The sequence below is a fragment of the Deltaproteobacteria bacterium CG11_big_fil_rev_8_21_14_0_20_42_23 genome, from assembly GCA_002796345.1.
GTDB lineage: Bacteria > UBA10199 > UBA10199 > 2-02-FULL-44-16 > 2-02-FULL-44-16 > 1-14-0-20-42-23.
The window spans coordinates 53,909-78,626 of the sequence record PCXC01000037.1 but is presented as its reverse complement, the minus strand read 5'-3'; the positions used below and the strand labels follow the sequence as shown (position 1 = coordinate 78,626).

Annotated in this window: 19 protein-coding genes; 12 read left to right on the top strand and 7 right to left on the bottom strand. The window is 42.2% G+C overall.

Annotated elements, in window-relative coordinates; all coding sequences use genetic code 11:
• Window positions 1-7: 7 nt before the first annotated feature.
• The 5 genes from COV43_04700 (at window position 8) to COV43_04680 (ending at window position 11,112) form a co-directional block, all read left to right on the top strand.
• Window positions 8-1,378 (top strand): hydrogenase, encoded by a 1,371-nt coding sequence (locus COV43_04700; protein ID PIR25652.1) that lies wholly within the window; start codon window positions 8-10, stop codon window positions 1,376-1,378.
• On the top strand, window positions 1,378-1,884 hold the full coding sequence (locus tag COV43_04695) for a hypothetical protein (protein PIR25651.1): 507 nt from the start codon (window positions 1,378-1,380) through the stop codon (window positions 1,882-1,884). Before COV43_04700 ends, COV43_04695 begins: the two co-directional genes overlap by 1 nt.
• Window positions 1,808-2,437, top strand: coding sequence for a cytochrome C (locus COV43_04690; protein PIR25650.1), 630 nt, complete (start codon window positions 1,808-1,810; stop codon window positions 2,435-2,437). Before COV43_04695 ends, COV43_04690 begins: the two co-directional genes overlap by 77 nt.
• A 17-nt stretch (window positions 2,438-2,454) precedes the next feature.
• The gene (locus tag COV43_04685; protein PIR25649.1) at window positions 2,455-3,630 is read left to right on the top strand and encodes a hypothetical protein; all 1,176 of its coding nucleotides are present in this window, start codon (window positions 2,455-2,457) and stop codon (window positions 3,628-3,630) included.
• A 450-nt stretch (window positions 3,631-4,080) separates the two neighbouring features.
• On the top strand, window positions 4,081-11,112 hold the full coding sequence (locus tag COV43_04680; GenBank protein ID PIR25648.1) for a hypothetical protein: 7,032 nt from the start codon (window positions 4,081-4,083) through the stop codon (window positions 11,110-11,112).
• A gap of 187 nt (window positions 11,113-11,299) precedes the next feature.
• Here COV43_04680 and COV43_04675 read toward each other — a convergent pair whose 3' ends face one another.
• Genes COV43_04675 through COV43_04660 form a run of 4 tightly spaced genes read right to left on the bottom strand, consistent with a single transcriptional unit; the run spans window position 11,300 to window position 13,740 of the window.
• A complete protein-coding gene (locus tag COV43_04675; protein PIR25647.1) occupies window positions 11,300-12,562 on the bottom strand; it encodes a sodium:dicarboxylate symporter in 1,263 nt (420 codons plus the stop codon).
• 47 nt (window positions 12,563-12,609) lie between these two features.
• Window positions 12,610-13,341 (bottom strand): twin-arginine translocase subunit TatC, encoded by a 732-nt coding sequence (gene tatC / locus COV43_04670; GenBank protein ID PIR25646.1) that lies wholly within the window; start codon window positions 13,339-13,341, stop codon window positions 12,610-12,612.
• A gap of 6 nt (window positions 13,342-13,347) precedes the next feature.
• Window positions 13,348-13,548: a hypothetical protein gene (locus COV43_04665; GenBank protein PIR25645.1), complete on the bottom strand. Its 201-nt coding sequence runs from the start codon at window positions 13,546-13,548 to the stop codon at window positions 13,348-13,350.
• Between the two features lie 15 nt (window positions 13,549-13,563).
• Window positions 13,564-13,740, bottom strand: a complete 177-nt coding sequence (locus tag COV43_04660) for a twin-arginine translocase TatA/TatE family subunit (GenBank protein PIR25644.1) — start codon at window positions 13,738-13,740, stop codon at window positions 13,564-13,566.
• A 44-nt stretch (window positions 13,741-13,784) separates the two neighbouring features.
• On the opposite strand from COV43_04660, the gene COV43_04655 reads away from it, so the two are divergent.
• Window positions 13,785-14,054 (top strand): hypothetical protein, encoded by a 270-nt coding sequence (locus COV43_04655; protein PIR25643.1) that lies wholly within the window; start codon window positions 13,785-13,787, stop codon window positions 14,052-14,054.
• A gap of 14 nt (window positions 14,055-14,068) precedes the next feature.
• On the opposite strand, the gene COV43_04650 is transcribed toward COV43_04655, so the two are convergent.
• Entirely contained in the window at window positions 14,069-15,964 is a 1,896-nt protein-coding gene (locus COV43_04650; GenBank protein PIR25642.1) for a hypothetical protein, read from the bottom strand.
• A 216-nt stretch (window positions 15,965-16,180) separates the two neighbouring features.
• Here COV43_04650 and COV43_04645 point away from each other — a divergent pair, with 216 nt between their 5' ends.
• The 4 genes from COV43_04645 to COV43_04630 all read left to right on the top strand — a co-directional run bounded on the left by COV43_04645 (window position 16,181) and on the right by COV43_04630 (window position 19,296).
• Window positions 16,181-16,795, top strand: coding sequence for an anthranilate/aminodeoxychorismate synthase component II (locus tag COV43_04645; protein ID PIR25641.1), 615 nt, complete (start codon window positions 16,181-16,183; stop codon window positions 16,793-16,795).
• Window positions 16,792-18,156, top strand: coding sequence for a hypothetical protein (locus COV43_04640; protein PIR25640.1), 1,365 nt, complete (start codon window positions 16,792-16,794; stop codon window positions 18,154-18,156). The genes COV43_04645 and COV43_04640 overlap by 4 nt, the downstream gene beginning before the upstream one ends.
• A complete protein-coding gene (locus tag COV43_04635) occupies window positions 18,140-18,928 on the top strand; it encodes a hypothetical protein (GenBank protein PIR25639.1) in 789 nt (262 codons plus the stop codon). Before COV43_04640 ends, COV43_04635 begins: the two co-directional genes overlap by 17 nt.
• A gap of 80 nt (window positions 18,929-19,008) precedes the next feature.
• The gene (locus COV43_04630; GenBank protein PIR25638.1) at window positions 19,009-19,296 is read left to right on the top strand and encodes a hypothetical protein; all 288 of its coding nucleotides are present in this window, start codon (window positions 19,009-19,011) and stop codon (window positions 19,294-19,296) included.
• A 170-nt stretch (window positions 19,297-19,466) separates the two neighbouring features.
• Here COV43_04630 and COV43_04625 read toward each other — a convergent pair whose 3' ends face one another.
• Window positions 19,467-19,982 carry a hypothetical protein gene (locus tag COV43_04625; GenBank protein PIR25637.1) on the bottom strand — a complete coding sequence of 172 codons (516 nt, stop codon included), beginning with the start codon at window positions 19,980-19,982 and terminating at the stop codon, window positions 19,467-19,469.
• 133 nt (window positions 19,983-20,115) lie between these two features.
• Here COV43_04625 and COV43_04620 point away from each other — a divergent pair, with 133 nt between their 5' ends.
• Together COV43_04620 and COV43_04615 are read left to right on the top strand one after the other, a co-directional pair.
• Window positions 20,116-21,549 carry a hypothetical protein gene (locus COV43_04620; GenBank protein ID PIR25636.1) on the top strand — a complete coding sequence of 478 codons (1,434 nt, stop codon included), beginning with the start codon at window positions 20,116-20,118 and terminating at the stop codon, window positions 21,547-21,549.
• A gap of 91 nt (window positions 21,550-21,640) precedes the next feature.
• Window positions 21,641-23,743, top strand: a complete 2,103-nt coding sequence (locus COV43_04615) for a hypothetical protein (protein ID PIR25635.1) — start codon at window positions 21,641-21,643, stop codon at window positions 23,741-23,743.
• Window positions 23,744-23,773: 30 nt separating this feature from the next.
• Here the strand turns inward: COV43_04615 and COV43_04610 are convergent, their stop codons facing one another.
• The gene (locus tag COV43_04610) at window positions 23,774-24,706 is read right to left on the bottom strand and encodes a hypothetical protein (protein ID PIR25634.1); all 933 of its coding nucleotides are present in this window, start codon (window positions 24,704-24,706) and stop codon (window positions 23,774-23,776) included.
• Window positions 24,707-24,718 lie beyond the last annotated feature (12 nt).

The window sequence follows — 24,718 nt, the reverse complement described above, 5'->3', positions numbered from 1 at the left end:
AATCGATATGGATATTCAAGGAAACCAACTCGTTCAAGAACCCTTAGTGACACCGGGGAAAAGCTACGCTGATATTGGGCAAAGGGTGTGCAAGCCACTCGAATCTTTGCCGATGAAAAAGTGGTGGATTTGTTTTGTGCTTTCGGTGCTCATTTTTTTGGTGGGGCTTTGTTATGCAACGAACATGTTTCGTGTTGGCCTTGGAACCTTAGGTCTTAATCATCCTGTTGGTTGGGGAGTCTTCATCACCAACTTCGTTTTTTGGGTTGGTATTGGTCACGCCGGAACATTAATTTCTGCAGTTTTGTTTCTCTTCCGCCAAAAGTGGAGAACAGCCATCAACCGTTCAGCTGAGGCTATGACTATCTTTGCCGTGATGACTGCTGGAATTTTTCCGCTCATTCACACCGGTCGTCCTTGGCTTGCGTTTTGGTTATTTCCTTATCCCAATGAAAGAAACCTTTGGGTGAACTTCAACTCACCACTTTTGTGGGATGTGTTTGCGGTTTCAACCTACTTCACTATTTCTTTTCTCTTTTGGTACACAGGTTTAATCCCCGATATCGCAAGTGTTCGCGACCGCGCAAAAAATAAGATTCGAAAACTTATCTATGGCGTTATGTCCTTTGGTTGGAGAGGTTCCGCCCGCAAGTGGACGCACTATGAAATGGTGTATTTGCTTCTTGCAGGCTTGAGTACTCCACTTGTTCTTTCGGTGCATTCAATTGTAAGTTTTGACTTTGCCGTTTCAGTTGTGCCTGGCTGGCATACCACTATTTTTCCACCATACTTCGTTGCAGGTGCCGTGTTCTCTGGCTTTGCCATGGTGGTTACGTTGCTTACTATTGTTCGTGAAGTGTTTAACCTCAAAGATTACATCACTATTGGCCACATGGAAAAAATGAACAAGGTGATGTTGGTTACGGGAATGATTGTTGGCTATGCCTACATGATCGAGCTTTTCACCGCTTGGTATAGCGGAAATATTTACGAACGCTTTGCTTTCCTCAACCGTATTGCTGGGCCGTATGCTTGGGCCTACTGGATTATGGTAAGCTGCAACATGATTGTGCCACAACTTTTCTGGTTCAAAAAACTTCGACGCTCCATTCCGGTAATGTTTGTAGCATCAATCTTTGCCAACATTGGAATGTGGTTCGAGCGTTTTGTGATTGTAGTTACTTCATTGCATCGCGATTTCCTTCCCGCAAATTGGGGATACTATAAAATGACAGATCACGATTGGGGAATTACCATTGGTAGTTTTGGTTTCTTCATGATGTTCTTCCTCCTTTTCTGTCGAGTGCTTCCCACTATTTGTATGTTTGAAGTGAAGTCAATTATGCCAAGTCCCAATGCCCATAAGGGAGGTCACTGATGAAAGGGAAAATAGCTCTTTTCAATGATCCGCATGAAGTCTTGGTGGCTGCAAAAAGACTGCGCCATCTCAATATCAAAAAGATGGATGCATTTAGTCCGTTTCCCATTCACGGAATGGAAGCCGCCATGGGGATTAAGCGTTCTTGGATTTCGTATTCCGCACTTTTCTTTGGCCTCACTGGCGGATCGCTTGGGCTTTTGTTTCAGTATTGGACGCAATCAGTTGACTGGCATCTCAACATTGGTGGAAAGCCGGCCTTTAGCTGGCCTTCATTTATTCCCGTTACGTTTGAGCTTACTATCTTGTTCAGCGGAGTCACGACAGTGCTTATTTTGTGGGCGATGATCATTCACCACGGATTGAAAACGCGAAAACTTGATCCACGCATCACCGATGATCAGTTCGCACTTTTTGTAGATAGTAGTGATGTTCATTATCATGAAGAAAAAATCGACAGTGTTTTTAAGGAATGCAATGCACAAGAAATTAAACATCTTGATTAGTTTTTCACTTGTTTCACTTTGTGTGGCTTGTTCAAGTGCTGATAAACCAGCATTCGAATACATGCCAGACATGATGGATCAAATTTCTGTGAAGGCGCAAGAAGCAGCTCCGCAAACAGCGGTAGAAGGCACCGTTGCGCGCAATGTTGATGTTTATCCTTACGCAGCCGATGAACGTGAGCGTGCAAAAAATGCACTCAACAATCCTTTGCCTCGCACCACTGAAGTGTTTGCTCGCGGAAAAAAAGCGTTCGAAATCTACTGCGTTGTTTGTCATGGACACAGTGCCGAGGGAGATGGCACGATTGTTCCAAAATTTCCACGGCCGCCATCTTTACTTTCGGATAAAATTAAATCGTGGGAAGACGGTGAAATTTTTCACGTGATTTCAACAGGCCAAAACCTCATGCCAAGTTATGCTTCTCAAACTTTGCCCGAAGAGCGTTGGGCTATAACTCACTATCTTCGCGCATTGCAGCGTGCTGACGATCCAAAACCAAGCGATGTAAAACGGCTTGAGATGCATTTGAAAAAATTGAAACAACAACAGTAAATACTGAAAAAACCATGATGATACCAACTGTAAAAAAATTAGAAGTCTCTCCCAAATTCAAAGGCATCCTTACAGCATTGTTTGTTCTTGGCATTGTGAGTTTTGTGTTGATGCTTCAGTCAAATCCCGTTCGCGCGTGGGCCAACTTTTTGACCAACTATTATTTTTGGGGAGCCATTGGTCTTTCGGGAACATTCATTGTTGCACTTCAGTATATCACTGCATCAAAGTGGAGCATTCCCATTCGCAGAATCGCAGAATCATTTGTAGCTTTTGTTCCGGTGATGGCGATTTTGTTTGTGGTGTTACTTTTTGGAGTTCATCATCTTTATGAGTGGACGCATCATGATGTGGTGATGAACGATGCAATTCTCAGCGCAAAACAATCGTACTTGAATATACCATTCTTCACCATTCGTCAGTTCGCATTGCTTTTGTTGGTGGGTGTTTGCGGGTTTTTTATGTTGAAGCATTCACTTAAACAAGATGAAACACGCGATCCTCGTTTCAGCAAAAGAAATTCTTATCTTTCTGCGCCATTCATTTTATTTTTTGGATGGCTCTTTAGCTTTGCAAGTTTTGACTTGATGATGTCACTTTCTCCACACTGGTTTAGTACCATTTTTGGCATTTACTGTTGGGTGATTTTATTTCTTGCGGGTTTATCAACGCTTACCATTTTCACCATTGTGTTGCGCAAACTTGGTTACCTTCAACATTTTATCAACGAGAGACATTTGTTCGACTTGGGAAAATTGCTTTTTGCTTTTGTGATTTTCTGGGCGTACATCGGCTTTTCACAGTTCATGCTCATTTGGTATGCCAACTTGCCGGAAGAAACATTTTTCTACATCGAGCGATTTCACGGTGGCTGGAAATCTCTCTCTATCTCACTTGGTATAATTAAATTCATCATTCCTTTCTTCATGCTCATTTCTCAAGCGGCGAAGAAAAAAGAAAATGTTCTTCTCTTTGTGGCGGTGTGGCTTTTGTTGGTACAGTGGATTGACGTGTACTGGCTAGTCTTCCCCACGTTCTTCAAAGAAGCTCCAGTTTTTGGCTGGACAGAAGTGGCCATGTTCTTAAGCTTTGGTTCTCTTTTCTTGCTCTGCGTCCTAAAACTCTTAAGCCGTATTCCGGTTGTGGCCAAAGGCGATCCTTGGCTAGAAGAGGGCATCGCCCATCACCTGTAGAGCTAGAAATTTAGTCAACTCATTGTCATTGTGAACGAAGTGAAGCAATCTCCTCTGCCAATTTTGTTTTTTGTCATCCTCGCATGATTTTGGCGGGGATCCAGCAATTCAAGTGATGTGCTGTCTAAGGGCATTAGAAAAGAAAAATTCTGGATCCCCTGCCTGCCGGCAGGCCTGCTCAAGGCAGAGGATGACAAAAATAAAAAAAACTGTTGATGCCTCCCCACCCCAGAAACCTCCCACTTCCTCTTTTCCCCAAAAGGCCTTCCCAATCCCTTTAAACAGTGTTTTACCAATTAATTCTCATAATGATAAAATAATAAGTGTTTAAAAACACTATTTTTGTCACAAGTATCAAAATAAGAAAATAATGGTGGTTTTTTGTCTTAAAAGAGAGTATCCTTTTTTCAATCATTACAACAGTTTTTGAAGGGATTTGGGGGGAGTTTCATGTTGAGTCGGTTTCAACATTTTTTTCGCAAGCATCGATTTACGTATCTTGTGCTGATGACGTATCTGATGTCGTCCCTTATCTATACTCCTGTAGCTCAAGCGAGCACTCTCACCGATAACAGCTCTGGAACCTTTAACATCGATACCGGTGACGACGATGTTGCCGTACAGTGGGATGCTGCGAATAGCTGGGTTGAACAATCTACAAATGGAACTGACGGTACGTACATTTCCGACATCAAAGATGCTAAAGCCGATGTGTTGTGGTCTACACTTGCTTGGGTTCCCAACAGACCTGCCGGGAAAGAATTGCCCAGCAGTCAAAGTACTCCCATTATTGAAGACGATTCCTTTGACACAACAGGCTTGGCAATACGTGCGTTGATGAATGAAAGCTCGGGGGTGATTGGTGATACCTCTGGAAATGGCTATGATGGTACTGCCACAGGCGTAACCTATTCATCACTTGGTGTCTATAACACTGCTCTTAGTTTTGATGGTGTAGATGATGAAGTTGATTTTGGAAATATAACCGAGTCTCAAGGTACTGCGCTTACTCTGTCGTTGTGGATGAAACAAACGAGCTTAGCCATAGATAAAAATATTGTTACCAAATGGAATCCTACGAACTCAACAAACAATTCCATCCTCTTTCGTACAGACTTATCAGCTTCCGATGAGCTCGTTTTTTTCGCTTCAAGCAGTTCATCTGATGCTGGTGCGAACTATTGCTCGACGACAGATGCAAATCTTACGGTAGGAAGATGGTATCACCTTGCTGTTGTGTACGATGGATCCGGTGTGAATAACACCGATAAGGTGAAAATATACCGAGATGGTACAGCGCTGACACTTTCTTGTGGAGGTACCATACCAGCAGACATTTACGACACCACACAACCTCTTATGCTTGGAAGTACAGATTCAGGCAAAACGCCTATTACTGGAAGTATGGATGATGTTGCCATTTTTTCTCGTGCTTTATCGTCTAATGAAGTTGCAAGCATTGCAGCTGGTACAGCAGACAACAATACAGAAAGTGCATATACCACTGGTAATTTTGATCCCACCAATCTTTTGGCGCTTTACCACATGAATGAAGCCTCGGGTGATTTACGGGATGATTCGGGAAATCACTTTAACTGTACTGCAAATGCACTTAGCTATGCTCATTCTGAAAGCAAAGTAAGCGATGCCATCGATTTTGATGGCAGTACTTCATATGCAGATTGCGGTGACAAGGCAGAGCTTTCATTCACAGATGGTACGACAGACACAGCGTTTAGTGTGTGTACATGGCTTAATAGTGATGTTGATCAAACCGCGATGATGGCTTCTAAAATGAAAACGGTGAGTTCCACAAAATATTATGAATGGCAGTTTGGTACGCTTACGAATAAAAAATTTCAGTTTTATCTGTATAGTAATGGTGGTGGAACAGCCTACCTTGGTTTGCAAACGGATACAAATTCAGTGGTTACCGGCACTTGGCAGCATGTGTGTGCTACCTATGATGGAAGTAAAACAACAGGCGGATTAACTTTTTATATCAATGGTGCTTCAGCAAATATTACACCTACGAATAATAGCTATTCAAAAATGATTGATACCATTGCTCCTTTACGCATTGGTGACCAAGACATTTCAACTTCACGCGCTTATTTCAATGGTACCCTTGATGAAATGAGTATTTGGGATGAAGAGCTCACTAGTACAGAAGTGCTTGACATGTACAAACGCGGCGCTCTTCGTCAAAAATTTCAAGCTCGTTGTTGTAATGACAGCGCATGTTTAGGCGAAAGCTTCATGGGGCCAGATAGTAGCACAAGTGCGTACTTTACAGAATCCACTACAAATACCATTGCGCTTCCTTCAGTTGATATTTCAGGCTTAACTGCTTGTGCTGCGAGCCAATACTTCCAATATAAAACACTTTTAGAATCAGACAGCACCAGTTACACGCCAGAGTTAAAAAGTGTGGCGATTGTGAATGGTGCTACAGATGCTGTTGCAGGTGTGACGATTACTCAGTCAGTTGCCTCAACCGACGTCACCGAAGGTGGATCAACCGATACGTACACGATGGTGCTGGATGCTTTGCCAACGGCCGATGTAGTGATTACGCCAGCTTGCGAAGATACCGACAGTGGATGTACCACAAGTCCGGCCACGTTAACCTTCACCACAGGAAATTGGGATACCCCGCAAACGGTAACGGTTACAGCAACAAACGACACGCTGTACGAAGGCGATCATAGTAGCGCTGTGGGCCATACAGCATCAAGCGCAGATGGAAATTATAATGCGATTGTGATCGCTGATGTTACGGTCAATATTACGGATAACGACACAGCCCCAACGGTGAGTATTGCCGTGGATAATGCCAGCATTTCCGAAACGGGCGGGGTTTCCACCGTAACCGCAACTTTAAGTGCAGCTTCAGGTTTAGCTACAACTGTAACCATTTCAGCAAGCGGAACCGCAACCGGTTCGGGCGCGGACTATACGCTTTCCACTACTTCAATTTCCATTACCGCCGGAAACACAACAGGAACAGCGACGATAACAGCAGCTACAGATACAACCGATGAAGCGAACGAAACAGTGATTGTTGATGTTGATAGCGTTACCAACGGAACAGAAGATGGAACGCAGCAAGTAACGGTGACCATTACGGATGATGATGCAGCTCCAACGGTGAGCATTGCGGTAAACAATGCAAGTATTTCGGAAACGAGTGGAAGTTCAACCGTAACCGCCACGTTAAGTGCAGCTTCGGGCCAAGATGTAACGGTAAATTTATCCGCAAGCGGAACAGCGACAGGTTCGGGAACAGATTATACGCTTTCAACTATCTCCATTTCCATTTCAGCTGGAAACACAACGGGCACGGCGAGTATAAGTTCAGCCTTAGATACAATAGATGAGGCGGATGAAACCGTGATTATTGATATCAGCAGCGTGACGAATGGTACAGAGTCTGGAACACAGCAAGTAACGGTGACCATTACAGATGATGACGACGCTCCAACGGTGAGCATTGCGGTAGATAGTGCAACAATAGGAGAAGGTGCAGTAACCTCAACCATTACCGCCACGTTAAGTGCAGCATCGGGCCGAGATGTTACGGTAAACTTGTCTGCAAGTGGAACGGCGACAGGAAGCGGAACAGACTACACGCTTTCATCAAGTTCGATTACGATTTCATCAGGAGAAACAACGGGCACGGCCACAATTTTTTCAGAACAAGATTTACTCGACGAAACTGACGAGACGGTGATTATTGATATCAGCAGCGTGACGAATGGTACAGAGTCTGGAACACAGCAAGTAACGGTGACCATTACAGATGATGACGATGCACCATCCGTGACGTTATCGGTAGATAACATTAGCATTTCCGAGACAAGTGGAAGCGCAACGGTAACGGCAACGTTAAGTGATGCATCAGGCCAAGATGTGACGATCAACTTATCAGCAAGTGGAACGGCAACAGGTTCAGGCACTGACTATACGCTTTCTGGCAGTTCCATTTCCATTTCAGCAGGAAATACAACAGGGACAGTTACGATCAGTTCGGCCTTAGATACATTAGATGAAGATGATGAAACGGCGATTGTTGATATCAGCAGTGTGACCAACGGAACAGAAGTGGGAACACAGCAAATCACCGTCACCATTACCGATGATGACGATGCGCCAACGGTGAGCATTGCCGTAAATAACGAGAGCATTTCAGAAACAAGTGGAAGTTCAACGCTTACCGCCACGTTAAGTGCAGCTTCGGGCCGAGATGTAACGGTGACCTTGTCCGCAAGCGGAACCGCAACAGGTTCGGGAACAGATTATACTCTTTCAACTACATCTATTTCCATTTCAGCAGGAAGCACAACGGGCACGGCGAGTATAAGTTCTGCCTTAGATACGTTGGATGAAAATAACGAAACCGTTATCGTTGATGTGAGTGATGTGACCAACGCAACAGAATCAGGAGCGCAGCAAGTAACGGTGACCATTACCGATGATGACGATCCTCCAACGGTAAGCTTGAGTGTGAGCAGTGCAACCATTTCAGAAGGAGCAGGTTTTGCAACGGTAACTGCAACCTTAAGCACTGCTTCAGGTAAAGACGTGACGGTTGACTTGGCTGCAAGTGGTACCGCAACAGGTTCTGGCACTGACTATACGCTCTTTTCAAATTCCATTAGCATTAGCGCCGGAAGTACAACGGGTACCACGACCGTGTTCTCATCAACGGATAGCATCGATGAAAGTGACGAAACGATTATTTTAGATATTAGTGGAGTGACCAACGGAAGTGAATCGGGTACCCAACAGCAAACCATTACCATTACGGATGATGACACTGCTGGTATAACGGTAGCTGAATCAGGTGGTGTCACAAACGTCACCGAAGGCAGCACTACCGATACGTTTACGGTTGTCTTGAATTCACAGCCAACCGCAAATGTGAGTATTTCCCTTACAGACGATGCCGATAGTGATGTGGACGTTCTCACCTTAACGTTTACGAATCTCAACTGGGACACCGCGCAAACCGTGACGGTAACGCCAGTAGATGACGATATTGCAGAGGGCGCGCATACATCGGCGATAAGCTTCGGAGTGCTCAGTGCAGACTCGGGATATAATGCGACGAGTATTACTGACATTACGGTTAACATTACCGACGATGATTCAGCAGGAGTAAGTGTGACCGAGTCAGGTGGAGCAACGAGTGTAACGGAAGGGTCAGAAACCGCAGACACCTACACCATCGTGCTTACCAGTGAGCCAACGGCAAACGTAGTGGTAACGCCAAATCCAGCGAGTTCATGTGATGTGTCACCAAGTTCAGTAACGTTTACCAGTGCAAATTGGAATACAGCGCAAACCATATCAGTGACGTCATCAGATAATGATTTGGATGATGGCAATCACACGTGTACGATTAGCCATGGTGCAAGCAGTGTTGATGCAGACTATGACGGAGTTGCTGTGAATAGTGTGAGTGCTACAGTAGTGGATAATGATGCTGCAGGCGTTACCATTGCAGAGAGCAGTGGATCAACCAGTGTTGATGTTGATGGAACAAGTGATACCTACACCGTTGTGTTAACCGCAGAACCAACCGCAAGTGTAACGGTAACGCCAAGTGGCGGAACAGATGTAAATGTAAGTCCAACAACGCTTACGTTCAGCACCGCAAATTGGGATACTCCGCAAACTGTGACCGTAACATGGGATGAGGCGAGTGGAAGTTCGGCAACAGTTACCAACACAGCAACAAGTTCCGATAGCGGCTACAATGGTATTTCGATTTCAAGTGTAACGGTAACTATTACAGATGCAGCTTCTGCAGAAGAGGAAGAAGCCTGTAGCACTACACTTGTAGCTAGTGCCGGCAGTGATGTGGTGATCAACACAAGTGACACGGTAACGCTAAGTGGAGCAAGTTCAACCGGATGTAGTGTGACGTACAGTTGGGCAATCACTTCAGGCGACGGAAGTCTCAGCAGTGCTACAAACGCAACGCCAGTGTTTACATCAGCTGGAGCGGGAACAAGTGTTGTGACGCTCACGGTGACAGATGAAAATAATGAAACGGCATCAGACACAGTAAGCATTGTGCAAGTCAGTCAAGCGGTGACAAGTGCTCTTCCAAGTGAGCAAATTGTGTTAAGTGGAAGCAATTACAGCGTTAGTGAAACTGCGCGCGGTTCAGGAAGTATTACCTTAAGCTACACGTATGATGGCAACGCATTTACTATCATTGTTCCAAATCGCTCAGCATCAACTCTTGATTACAACATTGCTATCACCAATGCGGGTTTTGTGATTGTGTGCTTTCCAGAAGCTTTAACGCAGCAGGGAATATGCTATGTTTCACGCTCAACGGCCGATACGCTTTTAGGTTCGTATGAACTGAACGAACGCAAAAGCACGCCGTCAGACTTTAGCTCTGTAAGTGGATCTGTATCAGGAGATCGCTTTGGCCACGCCGTTGGTTCCAATGTTGCCGGGGATTATGTGTATATCTCTGCACCAGAAGCTTCAAGCAATGGAGTGATCAATATTTATGAACTCGTGGATGGAAGTTCTCCAAATTTATCAGGAAGCGTGTTTGGAAGTTTAGACTATCCAGCCTGTTCAGCATTCCAAAACGGATTTGTGCTTGAAGATGCCGATAGTATTTACTTTGGAGATTGTAATGCTTCATCAAATGCTCAGCTTAATCTCACAAGCACAGCAACGGGAGATGCCGGCACAGACTCAGATTCCCGCGGACTTTCAGCTGGAGAACTCCCTTATATTTTCACTCACTCTATTGTAGATTCAGGAAGCACGATCAATCTTTCTACAAGCGATCCAGACTTAGCGGTTGATTGCACGAACTGTGAACTGCAAAGCACTGCCTTTGGTGATGTGAACAACGACGGCGAAGAAGACATGCTGCTCTGCACAAGTGAAACAGCCTACGTCGTTTATGGACCACACTCATTAAGCGTAGCGCTTAGCTTAGATGATGCTGATGTTACTATTAATAATGATGTAAGCGATCCTCTCTTCTGCCGATCATCAGCAATAGGTGACATCACCGGAGATGGCGTTGCCGATATTATCATCGGCGGAGAAAATGCACTCTACATTGTGTATGGCTCGGCAGGATTGTCATCAAGCTTAGTTGTTGCTGATATTTCTGAAGACATTTCAGCAAGTGTCTCTGTTGCCTCAAGTTCTTCTGTAAGTATTGTGAGTGGAGCTGATATTGGTTCCGACATTCTTGTAAAAAGCGGATCCATCTACTCTGGCGATGGTCTCGAATATACCGTTGGAGGAAGCAGTTCTGTAGGTGGAGGTTCTGGCGGATCATCAGGTGGCTCAGATAAATACTTCGGATGTCAGTTGGGTTCCGGTGAAAACGCGGACATATCACCACTTGCGCTTTGCGGACTTCTCTTCGCCAGTCTCATTTACTTCCGCGAAAAGCATGTTGATGCAGAAGAGAAAAACAAAGATGTGGCTTAAGGTGTGTTCTCGCAATATTATAACTACATGAAATAAAAGTTTTTTGTTTTGTCATTCCCGAATGTTGTTGTCGGGAATCTAGCAATTCAGACACTTTGCTGTCATCCTGAGTGTAACGAAGGATCTCCTCATTCAATTGTCAGAGGAGATTGCCACATTTGCCTTTGGCAAATTCGCAATGACAAAACTAACCGAGGAGATTCCCTCTAGAACCATGAGGGAATGACAAAAAAGGCTTACCTTTCCCAAAATGTAGTGTGTCAATAACAGCTGCGCCAACGCAGTCTCCCCATACATTCACCACCGTTCGGAAGCGATCAAGAAACCAATCCACACTTAAAATAATTCCAATGCCTTCAAGTGGTAAGCCCACCGCCGTTAAAACCAGAACCATCGTCACAAGCCCAGCTTGAGGAATTCCCGCTGCGCCAACAGAAGCAAGCACCGCCGTAAAAAAGATGATGGCTTGCGCAGCAACTCCAAGATGAATGTCATAACTTTGTGCAATAAACATTGCAGCCACAGCTTCATACAATGCAGTTCCATCCATGTTGATGGTGGAGCCAAGAGGAAGAACAAAGTTGGCGCTTGTTTCGGAAACTTTGTTGTTTTCTTTTACGTTTTGAATTGTCACCGGAAGGGTTGCTGAACTTGATGCGGTGGAAAATGCTGTCACCAGTGCTTCTGCCGATCCTGCAAGATAGCGAAATGGATTTCGTTTTGTGGTGAAGAAGAGCATGAGCGGAAGCACAAGAGCGGCATGAATGAAAAGGCCAATCAGAACAGTTGCAGAATAAGCACCTACTTTTGAAAGTTCGGCAAAAAATGCTTCGCCACCTCCAGATTCACCAAGCTTAGCAGCTACAAGCGCAAAAATTCCAATGGGTGCAATCCATAAAATCACATGTACCATTTTCATAATCACTTGGTTCAAAGATTCAATGATGCTGATTAATGCTTTTCCTTTTTCACCCAAGGTAGTTGCCATTGCACCAAAGAGCAGAGAAAAAATAATGATGGGCAGAATTTTTGAACTCGACATTGCCTCAACAATACTGGGATGCACAAACGAAAGAAAAATATCGGTGATGCCAATAGGCTTTGGAACAACAGCGCCAATATCTTCTCCAACGGTAATTCCCATTCCGGGTTCAATTATATTCACCAAGACAAGGCCAAGAATAACCGCAACAATAGTGGTGATGAAATAATAGGAAATGGTTTTAAAACCTAGCTTCCCAATTTTTCTCACATCGCCAAGGCTCGTTACTCCACTGATAACCGAAAGCATAACAAGGGGAACCACCATCATCTTAAGGGCATTTAAAAAAAACGTTCCGAGGAAGGAAATGGGAAGCATTTTGGGTCCGTAAAACCAGCCACAAAAAGCTCCTGCAAGTGATGCGATAACAATGAGAATGATTAACAGTTTGTCAGAGAATTTTTTCATCTTTCGAATAAGCCAAAGGAAATGATGTCTTGCAAGGAAAAATAAATTTAGTTTTCGTTTTTCACTTTGATTCCACGGGCAAGAAGAATTCCAACTTCATAGAGAACGATGAAAGGAAGGGCCATCATCGTTTGTGTGAGAGCATCAGGCGGGGTGAGGATAGCTCCAATTACAAAGGCAGCTACCACCATATGACGGCGAAGGCGCTTAAACGTTGCCAATTCTACTATTCTCCATTTTACCAAAAGGACAATGAGCAGCGGAAGTTGAAAAACGAAGCCAAAAGAAAAGAGAAGCCGAGTTACAAAAGAAAGATACAAAGACATTTGCGGCATGAACGTAATGTCGTTTGGATTTACAAATGCAATCAACACCGAAAGCCCTGTTGGCATAATGACGTAATAGCAAAAAAGAATTCCAATCAAAAAGCAGAAGCTTGAACCGAGAGCTGCTTTAATAAGTAAACTTTGTTCTTGTTTGAGAAGTCCAGGCGCTAAAAATGCCCAAAGGTGATAAAGGCAAAAAGGTGCAGAAAGACAAACTCCAGCAATGAAAGCAGTTTTAAAATAAACAAGCCAACCTTCCATAATACTTAAGGTGATGAGATGTGAATCTTTTGGCAAATGTTGATAGAGCGGCGTTGCAAGCCAGTGATAAATTTCTTCAGCAAAAAGAAATGAAAGTCCTGTTCCTACAATAAGCGCAAGAAACATATACAATAAGCGCGAACGAAGTTCGATAAGATGAGCAAGAAAGGGTTGGGAAGAAGATTCTTTCATAGAAGCTTATTGATCTTTTGGCGGAGATTTTTTTGGAGGAGGATTGGCTTCAAGATCGAAATGATTTTTTGCATGCGCCCAGTCTGTTTTAATTTTGCGCAAGAGCTCGCCGCTTTTTTTGGCAAGCTGAATGGAACGTTCGGGACCAAGCACAAAAAGTGCAACGCCAAAAATAAGCATGAGTTCTGTTGATCCAATTCCAAACATAGTTTGCCTACAACCTTATTTCTTCTCGTTCTTTTTTTTGTCGTCATCGTCAGTCATGGTTTTTTTGAAGCCTTTAATCGCTTCACCAATTGAAGATGCAATTTCTGGAAGTCGTTTTGCGCCAAAAAGCAACAAGACAATAATCAAAACAATGACCAGTTCTCCAAAACCAGGTTTAATAAATCCTAACATAATGTTCTCCTGCACGTGTAAAGGGTTAGAAGCTGAAGGTGCGTATGCCTTATCCAGGACGAAAATGGAATGCAAATATTAATGAGCTCTTCTCTTTTTCATGGTGGGTTGGAAGGAAAATCAAACATTTGCAGCAAACTCCAGAGTTCCCTATACGGGGAGAAATACTAAAGATTTTTAGACTTGAGGCGACATGGATGCAACGAGTTTTTTTGGACAAAATAAGTAAAATCAGGAGCTTAGATGGGTATGTTCAAGGAAAAAATGAGCAAAAAAAAGCGCTTCAATACGAAGCGCTTTTCCTTGAGATCTGAAGAATTTTTATTTTTTACTCACTTACTTTATACACGATAGAACGAACAGGAAATTTTCCGGTTTTTTCTTCCAGTGCCTCAAGTTGAAGTTGTTTGAGGCCTTCACCTTTCCAGTATCGGCTGGTAAGAGCGTCTAGTGCTTTTTTGTCGCCAGAAGCATAGATGGTCATTACTTTAGACATCAAGCTCTCCCAGGCTTTTGGCATTTTTTCGTAGTTGATATCCCATGTTTTTGATGTGGGGTTAAAATGAAGAGCGCCTTGCTCAACCATCCATCCAAACTGAATGGCAGAAAGCCGTGAATAGGCACCAGCATTTGAGAGATCAGTTTTATGTTCTAATGCCTTTTTCAAATGGCTTAAATTCCACAAGACACCGCGGGTATAAAGTTGATTTCTTTGTTCATCGGAATAAAGGCCTTTGTGCTGAGCTAGCCAGGAAATAAAATGACCCGCAGCTGTTTCAGCTTTTAGCTCTTCAAGCATACCTTTTTGTTTTCCAAAAACTTCTGTGGCTGTTTTGCCTTCCTTGCCAACGACGTTTCCATAATTTGGTCCAGTGTTGTGCAAAATTTCATGCAGTACAACACGTTCAGCCTGCTCTTCGTTTATTGAAAAGGGAAGCGCTGCTTCAGAAAGCATTACCGCCATTCGAGGAGCTTCTTTTTGATTATATCCAGCGTTGAGATGATTGGTGTAAACGGCAGATCTGTGTCCGCAGTCGTCAGCTTTTCCATCTTCGCCGCACCAGTTGGGAAGAGCTTGCCCAATAGTGGTAGAGCCTGCACTTCGTGCGTTTCCGGTAAATTCAATCACTTGAACAAACTCAGGAACCTCAAGGTTTTCAGCTACAGGTCTCTTTTTGTAGGTTCCTTGTGAGAGTCTTGCCATTTCATCTTCCATGCTCTGGATGTGGGTTGTAAATTTTGCAGAACGATCGTTGGCTTTTTCATCAATAAGGCCAAGCTCAAGATGGTACCCAGCATGAAGCGCGCAAGGATCCCAGTAGGTTTCATCGGCAGAAACTCGGACAAAAAACTTTGATTTTCCCTTCATGGCAATCCACGCCTTATCGCTTTCTGCAAAGGGAAAGGGTTTTTCGCTTAAAAATCCTTCGGCCGTTTGAGAAAGATAAGCTTGAAGCGCTGTGTCACCAATTTCACCTGCTTTTGTAGCAGCCCTTTTTAAAGCTGCGGCTGCTGGTGCAACAAAGTTGCCGTAGGCTACTGCATAAGGCACTTCTTCTGGACCATTTTTTCCATCTCTTACGACACTGAAGGGATTAGAAAATTTTTTGGTGATGAGGTCACAGTTAGGGCTTCCGTCGGGGTTGCGTACAGCATCTGAATAAAGGCTTGTTCTTTTTGGAGGGAAAGAAGGGTCTGTAGTGCAAAGTGGATCTGTGTTTTGACTACACCATGGTCCGTGATTGAGCTCGTCGAGGGAAAAACTTCCAGCTTCTTGTTTCGGAGCATACGAAGCTGCACCAAGCTGTGCTCGATATGCTTGCTCAAGGTAAGCGCCTGCTTCGCGAATATCCTGAACAATTGCTCTTTCTGTTTCGTTGAGACCAAGATCTTTTAGCTTTGTCTCAAGAGGAATAATTTCAAATTTAGCTTTTTCTTCCGCAACAAGTTCTTGTGAACGTGTTGTAAGCACTTTTCGATAAACATCTGAAAACTGAGGCGAAAATCTTAGTGCTCCATTCGCATCTTTCATCACATAAAGGGCCAGAAGTTTTGCGCCTGCTTCGCCTTTTGCCACGAGCTCTTCAGGGTCAACTGTACCGGGGTTTGTGCTGGTGTCCATCCAGCTCATTTCTTCACCTACTTGAGCGTGAAGAAGTCGATTAAAGTGTTCAGCTGATATGGGGGGCAAACCTGATTGTACAACTTTTCCTCCGGCATTCATGGTGATCTCCTTTTCTCTTAGGTTCAGTGAAATGCTGCCGTGTTCAGCAAGGCAGCAAACGCACATCTAGTATATATTTCCTCGATGCAGTCAAGATCAAAACTTGCGATAAGCTTTTCTTATTGTTATCTGACCTTTATTTTGTCGTTTGTTTAAGCAGCAAGTGATGACTTGACTTGTGATTTTAAATCTCGCTAGGTAGCGTTACGCTTGCATATGCGGCTGTTGTTCGAAAAAATGAACAGCTTCTTTTTCATTTTTTGTTCAAAGGAAAAAATGATTTTTTTACTCGATAACTTTGATTCCTTCACCTTCAATATTGCGCATGCTCTGCAAGGCTTGCAGCAAAAGCTTTTGGTGAGACGTCCGCAAAACATTACCGATGCGGATTTTTCACAAGTGTCTCACATTGTTTTGTCTCCGGGTCCGGGAAAACCAGCAGATCATCCGTGGAATAAAAAAATTATAGAAAACTTTTTAGGAAAAATTCCCATCTTAGGCGTTTGTCTTGGCATGCAAGCTCTTAACGAGGCGTTGGGTGGCACAACCGTAAAATCCAAAATTCCCGTCCATGGAAAAACTTCGCTTGTTTACTGCGAAGCCAATGCAAAGCTTTTCGAAGGGCTTCCTTCTTCGTTTTCAGTGGCAAGGTACCACTCGCTTCAAGTGGGAAAGCTTTCCAACGATCTTCACGTGAGTGCAAAGCTTGATGATGAAACCATTATGGCATTTGAGCATAAAAGCTTGCCAGTTTTTGGAGTTCAGTTTCATCCGGAATCATTTATGAGTGAATATGGAAATGAAATTTTTCAAAGGTTTTTATCTTTATGAGCTTTCCTCTCCTCAAAAAAATCATTTTCGATGATTCACTTCCATATGAAGAAGCACTTACTTTTTCTTTTCACGGAAAAACTCCTTCAGCGCTTTTGAAAAGTTCACCGCAAAATGGCCATAGGTATAGTCTTGCTGCCTTCAATCCCCTTATGAAAGTGGAAAGTTTTGGAGGTGTAAGTTATTTTACTACCGAAAAAAAACAATGGACCGAAGAAGGAAATCCTTTTTTTATTTTAGAAAAAGTGTCCCAAACGTATAAGAAGGCAAGCTCAGAGCAGCATCCATTTTTCAATGGAGGTTTGCTGTTAGCACTTTCATATGAGCTGAAAGATTTTGTGGATGAAGACCAAACGCAAAAAGAAAAACATTCTTCAACTCCAGACCTGATTGCGGTTTTATATCAAGATTATTTTTTGTTTGATGAACACGATAAAACACTTTGCCATCTTCATCTTCAAAGTGATGTAAAGCCTATGTCTCTTGAGTTTGCTCATGATGAAAAAAATAAATTCCAAGAAATAAGCTTGCATTCAAATCTTCAAGCCAAAGCATTTCAACAAAAAGTGGAAGAAATAAAAGCTGCTATTTCGAACGGTGAAGTGTATCAGTTGAACTTAGCTCAACAATTCCGTGCCTCACTTTGCCTTCATCCTTTTCAGCTTTTTTTGCAACTGGCCAAGCTGAATCCTGCGCCAATGATGGCTTATCTCGAAACTGAAAACCTTTGCCTGATAAGCTCATCGCCAGAACGTTTTTTGAAACGAAGTGGTAACGCTCTAGAAACAAGACCTGTCAAAGGAACGCGTTCAAGAGGAAAAAATGAAGCTGAGGATCAGCATTTTCTGAATGAACTCATCGAGAGTAAAAAAGAAAATGCAGAACTTTCTATGATAGTAGACCTCATGCGAAATGATGTGAGCCAGTTTGCACTTCCAAATTCAGTAGAAGTAAAACAACATCGCCTTGTTGAAAAATATCAAAATGTTTTTCAAACACTCTCTGTTGTTTCGGCAATAATTCCAAAACACGTCTCAAGTGTAAGCCTTATCAGGTCTTGCTTTCCGCCGGGTTCAGTAACAGGTTGCCCAAAACTTCGCGCAATAGAAATGATTGATAAACTTGAACCAAATAAAAGATCATTTTATTGTGGAAGCATTGGCTACTTAGACTTCAACGGAAATTTCGACTTAAATGTTGCTATTCGAACTCTTCAAGTTGACAAAGATGGAGTTTCGTTTGGTTTGGGAAGTGGTATTGTTTACGACTCTGATCCCAAATCAGAATACGACGAAAGTATGGTAAAGGGAGAAACTTTATTTTGTGCCTTATCCGGAGAAATCAATGAAGCAAACTCATGATTCTTTTTTCTTCTTTAACGATAAGTTTTATTCTTCGCAGGATAAGTTGCTTCAAACGCTTCTTACTTCTGAAGGAGTTTTTGAGACGATCCGTTACAGCAAAAGTGGCCTTGCATTTTTACAGGAACATCTTGCAAGACTTTTTGCAGGTGAGTCGGCAAAAACCATTCCTTCAACGTCTGCGCTTGACTATCAAAAAATTATTCTTCAGCTCATAAAGAAAAATAAACTTCAAAACCAAATCTTGCGCGTGCGTATTCGCTCTACAAGAGTAGGTCTTGGAATAAGTGCAGAAAAATATGAAGCGCTTCCTGAAAGTATGTATCACAGCGGTATTAGTCTTTGCGTGGCGGAGCATCCTCTAAAAAAAGGTGATGCGTGGATAAAACATAACAGACGCGATGCTTATAACACACTTTATACAAATGCGCTCCAGAATGATTTTGACGAATGCCTTCTTTTGCAAGATGGCTTTGTTCAAGAGTGTTGCACTTCAAATATTTTGTTATGCAAAAACGAAAAAGTAATTCTTCCCCCGAGAGATGGAAAGCGTCTGGTTGGAATTACAGAGCAGCAAATACTGAAACACATTGAACTTCCCATTGTTGAAGAAAAAATAAAATGGCCCATTCCAAATAATGTTGAAGTGTTCATCAGCGGTTCACTCAAGGGCTTGCTTCCAGTAAAAGAAATTACAGGCGAAAAATATCCCATTCAAAAAAAATCTGCATTATACAAACTGATCCCACTTTTTTCTCCTTACTCAAGTTAAAAAGGAAGGTCAGCAATTGGTTTCGTGCTTGCTTTTCTGTTTGCTTTTACGTAGCTTCCGGCTTTCAACAAGGAGGAAACATGATGGGGACAATAGATTTACAAGCAGTTCACAGTGCACTTGCACTTATTTTGATTGCATTGGGGATGGGCTATCTCGTTTGTGCAAAAGCTCACGATGTAGACTCTAAACCAGGAAAGTTTGTGGGAAAAGTAGTGGGATGGTTAATTATGATTGTAGCGCTGGTTGCTCTCGCATGCATGGCTGCGAGATGTCTTATGCGTTGCAATTCTCCTATTGGCGGGAAAGCATGTCCACGCATAGAGATGCCGTCGATGCCAATGTCAGACGTAGAAGAAACAAAATAAAAATGATGCACGAAATTAATAAAAAATGGTAGATCACTGTCATCCTCTGGCTTGACCAGGGGATCCACAATTCTCATCAAATTTAAAATTGCTGGATCCCGCCGGAGTTTATTCTCGAATGTTTTTATCGGGGACGGGGATGACAAAACGTAAAACATCTTTGAAATTTTTTACTTCGCTTTAAATCGATTATTTTCGATCACTCCAATTTGTTCACCCATGGTGCAACAGCTACTTCTTCCTTGCTCATCTTTTGTGCGAAGGTATATTTTTACCGGAAGTGAGTTTGCTTTTGAGTCAGGAACCAAATAACCGATGTTTCCAATTTCGGGCTCCCAGTTTTTTCCCTCAAAAAAAACAATAATTCCACCTTCCACTTTATCGGTAAGAACACCATCTTGAAAGCGAGTCACATACGCAACCGCCTTTTTTGCAATTTGAGTTTGTCGCTCCAAACTTGTTCCAGGTTTGAGGGTGAGAGCCGGTGTCCACCTGGTAACAAACTTAGGCTGGCTTGCTTCATAAACACGAGCAGGCCTTACATCAACAATGGCCGCATCAAGTTGCTTCATTTCTTTTATCAATTTCTTTTTGAGCATCTCATTTTGCGCAGGTTCAGCATGAAGAGAGGTGTGGAGACTGAAGAAACAAAAGAGAAGGATAAGTATTTTTTTCATGTGTCGCATATAAAAAATCTTTCACGAAAGAGCAAGGCTTGTTCTTATATCCGAAAAAATAAACAAGTTTTCTGAAATTCTGAAAGAAAAGAAAAAAAGTTCTTAAATATCTTTTGGTACTATTATTGCTTGCTAAGCGGGAATGGAGCTTTATGCAGGCAAGTACGAAATTCGAAATAAAATTGGGGTTGGTGGAATGGCGCATGTGTATCACGCGCGCTACTATGCGGAAAATAAGTTTGTACAAGACGTCGCCTTAAAGCGGCTTCTCCCAGCTTGGTCCGACAATCAACATTTTACAAATCTCTTTTTAGACGAAGCCACTTTGCTGTGTTCACTCCACCACCGCAACATTGTGTCGCTTTACGATTATGGCTCGTACGATCACGAGTGCTATTTTGTCATGGAATATATAGACGGGCTCGATCTCTCACAGCTTTGCCATGAGCTCACCAAAAAAAACATAAAGCTTCCCCTTGGTTTGGCGCTGTATATCACAACAGAAGTTTTGGCTGCTTTAGACTATGCGCACACCGCCAAAAATAAAGACGGCATTTCCCTCGATCTTATTCATCGCGATATTTCTCCCTCAAACATTCTTTTGTCTTGGAAGGGCGATGTAAAGTTGAGTGATTTTGGTATTGCAAAGGGAAGGCATAGAAGTGAAGTGACACAAGGAAATGCGCTCAAGGGCAAGTATGCATATATGTCACCCGAGCATATTCAAGGTAAAGAAATTGGCCAAGAGAGTGATATTTTTTCTTGTGGTCTTCTGTTTTACGAACTGCTTTTTGGGAAATCACTTTTTTCTCAAATGAATGACTTGCAGATTATGCAAACGCTTTCACAAGATCTTTTTCCCCTGCCACAACTTTCTTCTCTTCCACCTGAAGTTCAAACCATGCTGTATTTGAGTTTGGCCTACAAGCCGGAAAGTCGCTATGAATCTGCGTCAGCTTGGCTTGAAGATATTTTTCGTTATCACGCGGTAAAAGGAATTTTATATACGAGCGAGGATTTGTTTGCTTTTTTGCAACAGCATTGTGTTCACTTAAAGCGGCAAGAACTGGAGGAAGGTCAAACAACGCTTGTGAAAGAAGCGAAGACGCGAACTTTTCTTCCTGCGCAAAACAAGTATGTTGTGCAAAAGAAAAAAAAATTCTACGCAGTTCTTTTGTGGATTCTTTCACTCTCCTGTTTTGCAGATGCAACGATGATTTCTTCACATCATTCGCTTGCATCAAGATCAACTCTCGAAAAACCTGTGCACTCATTTTGGAAGAAAAATGAACAGCAAATAGTAACTTCTGAAACCAATCAGATTGATCCTTCTGCTGAAAAAAATCTTGTTCCTCTTCGCCTTCAGATTCAACCCTGGGGATATGTGAGTATTCCTGGAGTTGTGGCGAGGCGAGAAGCTCCATTTAACATTTCGCTTCAGCAAAAAGAATATGTGGTCAGTTTTTTTTATCCCCCTCAAAAAAAGTGGTTGAAGAAAACCATTGACCTCACCAATCTAAAACAAAGGCATTGTGTGGCAAGTTTTTTAAAAAAGGCTCACGTTCGCTGTTTTTGATACTTTCAGGTGAAGTTTTTTCATCAGTTTTGTCGAAAATCTTTTTGCTCTTGATGAAAATAATCTGCAATTCCATTTTACTTGTGCTGGCATGTTTTCTGCTTTTCTTGTGTGGATGAAATATATTCTTCTGCTGTGTTTTTTTGTTTGTTCCTTGAGTGCTTCATCGGCAAAGGCTGAAAACAGCTTTGTTGCATCAGATTCGCTTAAAAGTATTTCCAGTTTTATCTCGGGAAGAGTTAAGGGCGCTATCCAAAAAAATCTGCAAGAAAAAGCGCCTGATTACATTGCCAAAATTCTCACCGATATCTTGCAAAAAAAATATAAGGGAAAAAGTTCATGGAGTTTAGGTCAATTTTTTCAACAAACTCCAGAAATGAAAGAAGAGGTAAAATCTCGTCTCAAAAGAATGCTAAAAGAAAGTGTTCTCGAAAAAACAAAATTGTATATAGCTGAGCAAGTTTATCACAACGTGGAAGGGCTTCAGTCGGTGCAAGAATTTGAAAAGCTCACTCGAGAAATGAATGTGTTTTTAGACACTTCCCTCGAAGAGGTTTTAGACGCACGGCTTGGTAGTGTTTACGATCACACGCTTGATGCCTTGCGTAACATTTTTTCTTCGCAGCAAAATCTTCAATTTATTGATCCTTCCAATCTACGCGCAAGTTTAGATCGTGTGTTATCCGAAGACACACTTTTTCACATGCTTTCTTCAAATATCAGCAATATTTTTGGCCAATCAACAGCAAAAGCAATAGAGAAGCATCTTTCAGACTTGCTTCAAGGAAAAGTTCCATCAGAATTTCTTCATGTTATTTCGCAAGGGCAGCAGCACTTTGAAACATATCTTCAGGAACTTCAAGAAAACCTTCCCGGAAATAAATACCAGGAATTAAAAAATTCAATTCTCTCAAAGCCACTTCTCACACTTCCCAGTCCAGCATATGCGGGCGTTTTAGCGGCAAGAGCAGCTCTCCATTTTTCAAAAGCCTATAAGGGAATTTTTGTTGATCCTTACGAAATCAAGCGTGGCATTGAAGTAACGCGCGTGATGATTTGGCAGCTTAAAAATAAAAAAAATGTACACATCAATCTTTTTGAACTTGCAGGTCTTGCCGAAGGTTTTGCACACGATCTTGGCATGGCTGTTGAGTTTGAACATTTTCAAGAAACCATTTTTTCGCCACTTCAAAAACTTGAAGCAGCACTTTCTCAGATAGACGAAAATGTTTTAACTTCACTTTCAAGTGTGCAAGCAGAAGTATTATCAAAAATAAAGCCTCACGTAGAAGAAGTTCAAGCAAGTCTTACTCACATTCGTGAAACTCTTTTACAGCCTGTCCATAATCTCCAAAACTCATTTGCAGATTCAGCGGAAAAGCTGAAGCAGTCAATAGATCCTGCCTTTAATGTTTTTAACGGTTTGCCTTCAGACTGGAACGATGCAAAGAAAAAAATAAACGGAGTTGTGCCAAAAGATTTGCTTTCACTCAAGCCTCGCATGGCGCTTCAAGCCCTCGAAGAAAAATTAGGCATTTCCGCTTTACGTGAAGACTTAAAGAAAAAAGCACTTCACATTGAAGAGAGTATTGTTGAAAATCTTGCGCAGGTTTCTGCAAATACGCTTGAATATTTACACTTGCTGTCACCCAGCTTAAAACTTCTTCCCAAAGAAAATCTTGCCACATTTTCATCTTCATCAAGTTCTCTTTTGACAAAAAACAACGAGTTTTTTCTCAGCCATCTTGACGTGAAAACAAGTGATTTGTTGATCTTCACAACGCTCTATCAAGCTTCTCCAAGTTCAGGCTCTTTATGGACGCACAATCAAAAAATATTTCCGAATACAAAAGAACTTTCATATTTTTACAACAAGCAAGAAATGTTGGTGAAAGTAAAAGAGAATAAAGGGGAAAGCCTTTATTTATCGTATTCAGACGATGGTAGTCTACAACACGTTTTTGACACCAAAGGCCATGAAGCGCGTTATGAATACGATGACAGAAAAAATCTTATTGGAGTTTATGATGAAAAAAATAATTTAAAAGCATTTTATCGCTATGATAAAAACGATCTTCCACAAACAGACAACATGCTGTGTTTCGAAGACGAAAAAAATAAAAGTTTAGGATTATTGCTACGAAATAAGTTTGGAAAAATTCAAAAAATAAAACGAATAAACATTACAAAATAAAGTTGTTTAGTTTTATGTTCAGCCAAGGGCTTATCTACCTCTGACGGACATCTGAAGTTCATGAGTGGGTTGATTGCTTTTTGCTCTTACCACAACGCTTGTTTGCTTTAAATATGGATTGTAGCCGCACGTTAACACTTGCCCACATTTTTCATTTTTTGCATTGAGCACGTCAGTTCCTTTTGCAAAAAAATGTTCTCCGGAAAGTGAAAGTGTTCTGAGTGAAAAAGGTGCTTTGCCTTTGTTGTAGGTGAGAAGTCTTTCAATCACTTCTTGTCCAGGATAACAGCCTTTCCCTCTCGCATAGAAATGAGAAGACTTTGCCGCCTCTAAGAGAATATTTTCGCTTCCTATAGTTTCGGGAAAAAGGGGAACTTCACCTTGAAGATGCAACAAAAAGAAAGTCTCAGCTGAAAGTGAAGGAAGATGTTCTGTGAAAAGGTTTTTTGTTTTGTTGGGAAAAAGAGTTGGAAATAAAAAATGCCAGGTTTGAATTCCTAAGAGATTTTCTCTCCAGTACATGCTGCCATCTTCCAGTTTTCCACAGTTGAAGTCTTCAAGCTTTGTTTCTATATCGTGCTCTTCAAGAAAAGTGTCGGCTTTTGCTCCCAAGAGAATGAAGTGCGAAAATGACGAACTCACATCCGTGAGGCTTACTTCACTGGAAAGAATAAATTGCGTGAGCAAGCTAAAGGCTTGCGTGTGAGCAGTTGTGGAAGCGATTCCAAAAAAGGTGCAGCTGTCTTTTTTCAGCAAACGAAAAAGACTTAAGACTTTTCCTTTTCGATCCAACAAAGCATTGTGCTGCACTTGGTTTTCTTGAAGTGCATTTACGTTGTTGCTGAGAAGACGATGCAGAAAAGTGCTGGCGTCGTTTCCGCGGAGCAGAAAAAAACCAGTATTTGCAGCTTCATGAAAAGCGCAATTGGTTTCAAGTACCTGAAGTTCTTCTATGGTAATCATTTTGGCTCCTTC

What these genes read in the sequence shown, in the direction of transcription:
- COV43_04700 (PIR25652.1), top strand. Translation starts at nt 8, where the DNA reads ATGGATATTCAAGGAAACCAACTCGTTCAAGAACCCTTAGTGACACCG.
- COV43_04695 (PIR25651.1), top strand. Translation starts at nt 1,378, where the DNA reads ATGAAAGGGAAAATAGCTCTTTTCAATGATCCGCATGAAGTCTTGGTG.
- COV43_04690 (PIR25650.1), top strand. Translation starts at nt 1,808, where the DNA reads ATGTTCATTATCATGAAGAAAAAATCGACAGTGTTTTTAAGGAATGCA.
- COV43_04685 (PIR25649.1), top strand. Translation starts at nt 2,455, where the DNA reads ATGATACCAACTGTAAAAAAATTAGAAGTCTCTCCCAAATTCAAAGGC.
- COV43_04680 (PIR25648.1), top strand. Translation starts at nt 4,081, where the DNA reads ATGTTGAGTCGGTTTCAACATTTTTTTCGCAAGCATCGATTTACGTAT.
- COV43_04675 (PIR25647.1), bottom strand. Translation starts at nt 12,562, where the DNA reads ATGAAAAAATTCTCTGACAAACTGTTAATCATTCTCATTGTTATCGCA.
- tatC (PIR25646.1), bottom strand. Translation starts at nt 13,341, where the DNA reads ATGAAAGAATCTTCTTCCCAACCCTTTCTTGCTCATCTTATCGAACTT.
- COV43_04665 (PIR25645.1), bottom strand. Translation starts at nt 13,548, where the DNA reads ATGTTTGGAATTGGATCAACAGAACTCATGCTTATTTTTGGCGTTGCA.
- COV43_04660 (PIR25644.1), bottom strand. Translation starts at nt 13,740, where the DNA reads ATGTTAGGATTTATTAAACCTGGTTTTGGAGAACTGGTCATTGTTTTG.
- COV43_04655 (PIR25643.1), top strand. Translation starts at nt 13,785, where the DNA reads ATGCCTTATCCAGGACGAAAATGGAATGCAAATATTAATGAGCTCTTC.
- COV43_04650 (PIR25642.1), bottom strand. Translation starts at nt 15,964, where the DNA reads ATGAATGCCGGAGGAAAAGTTGTACAATCAGGTTTGCCCCCCATATCA.
- COV43_04645 (PIR25641.1), top strand. Translation starts at nt 16,181, where the DNA reads ATGCGGCTGTTGTTCGAAAAAATGAACAGCTTCTTTTTCATTTTTTGT.
- COV43_04640 (PIR25640.1), top strand. Translation starts at nt 16,792, where the DNA reads ATGAGCTTTCCTCTCCTCAAAAAAATCATTTTCGATGATTCACTTCCA.
- COV43_04635 (PIR25639.1), top strand. Translation starts at nt 18,140, where the DNA reads ATGAAGCAAACTCATGATTCTTTTTTCTTCTTTAACGATAAGTTTTAT.
- COV43_04630 (PIR25638.1), top strand. Translation starts at nt 19,009, where the DNA reads ATGATGGGGACAATAGATTTACAAGCAGTTCACAGTGCACTTGCACTT.
- COV43_04625 (PIR25637.1), bottom strand. Translation starts at nt 19,982, where the DNA reads ATGCGACACATGAAAAAAATACTTATCCTTCTCTTTTGTTTCTTCAGT.
- COV43_04620 (PIR25636.1), top strand. Translation starts at nt 20,116, where the DNA reads ATGGAGCTTTATGCAGGCAAGTACGAAATTCGAAATAAAATTGGGGTT.
- COV43_04615 (PIR25635.1), top strand. Translation starts at nt 21,641, where the DNA reads ATGTTTTCTGCTTTTCTTGTGTGGATGAAATATATTCTTCTGCTGTGT.
- COV43_04610 (PIR25634.1), bottom strand. Translation starts at nt 24,706, where the DNA reads ATGATTACCATAGAAGAACTTCAGGTACTTGAAACCAATTGCGCTTTT.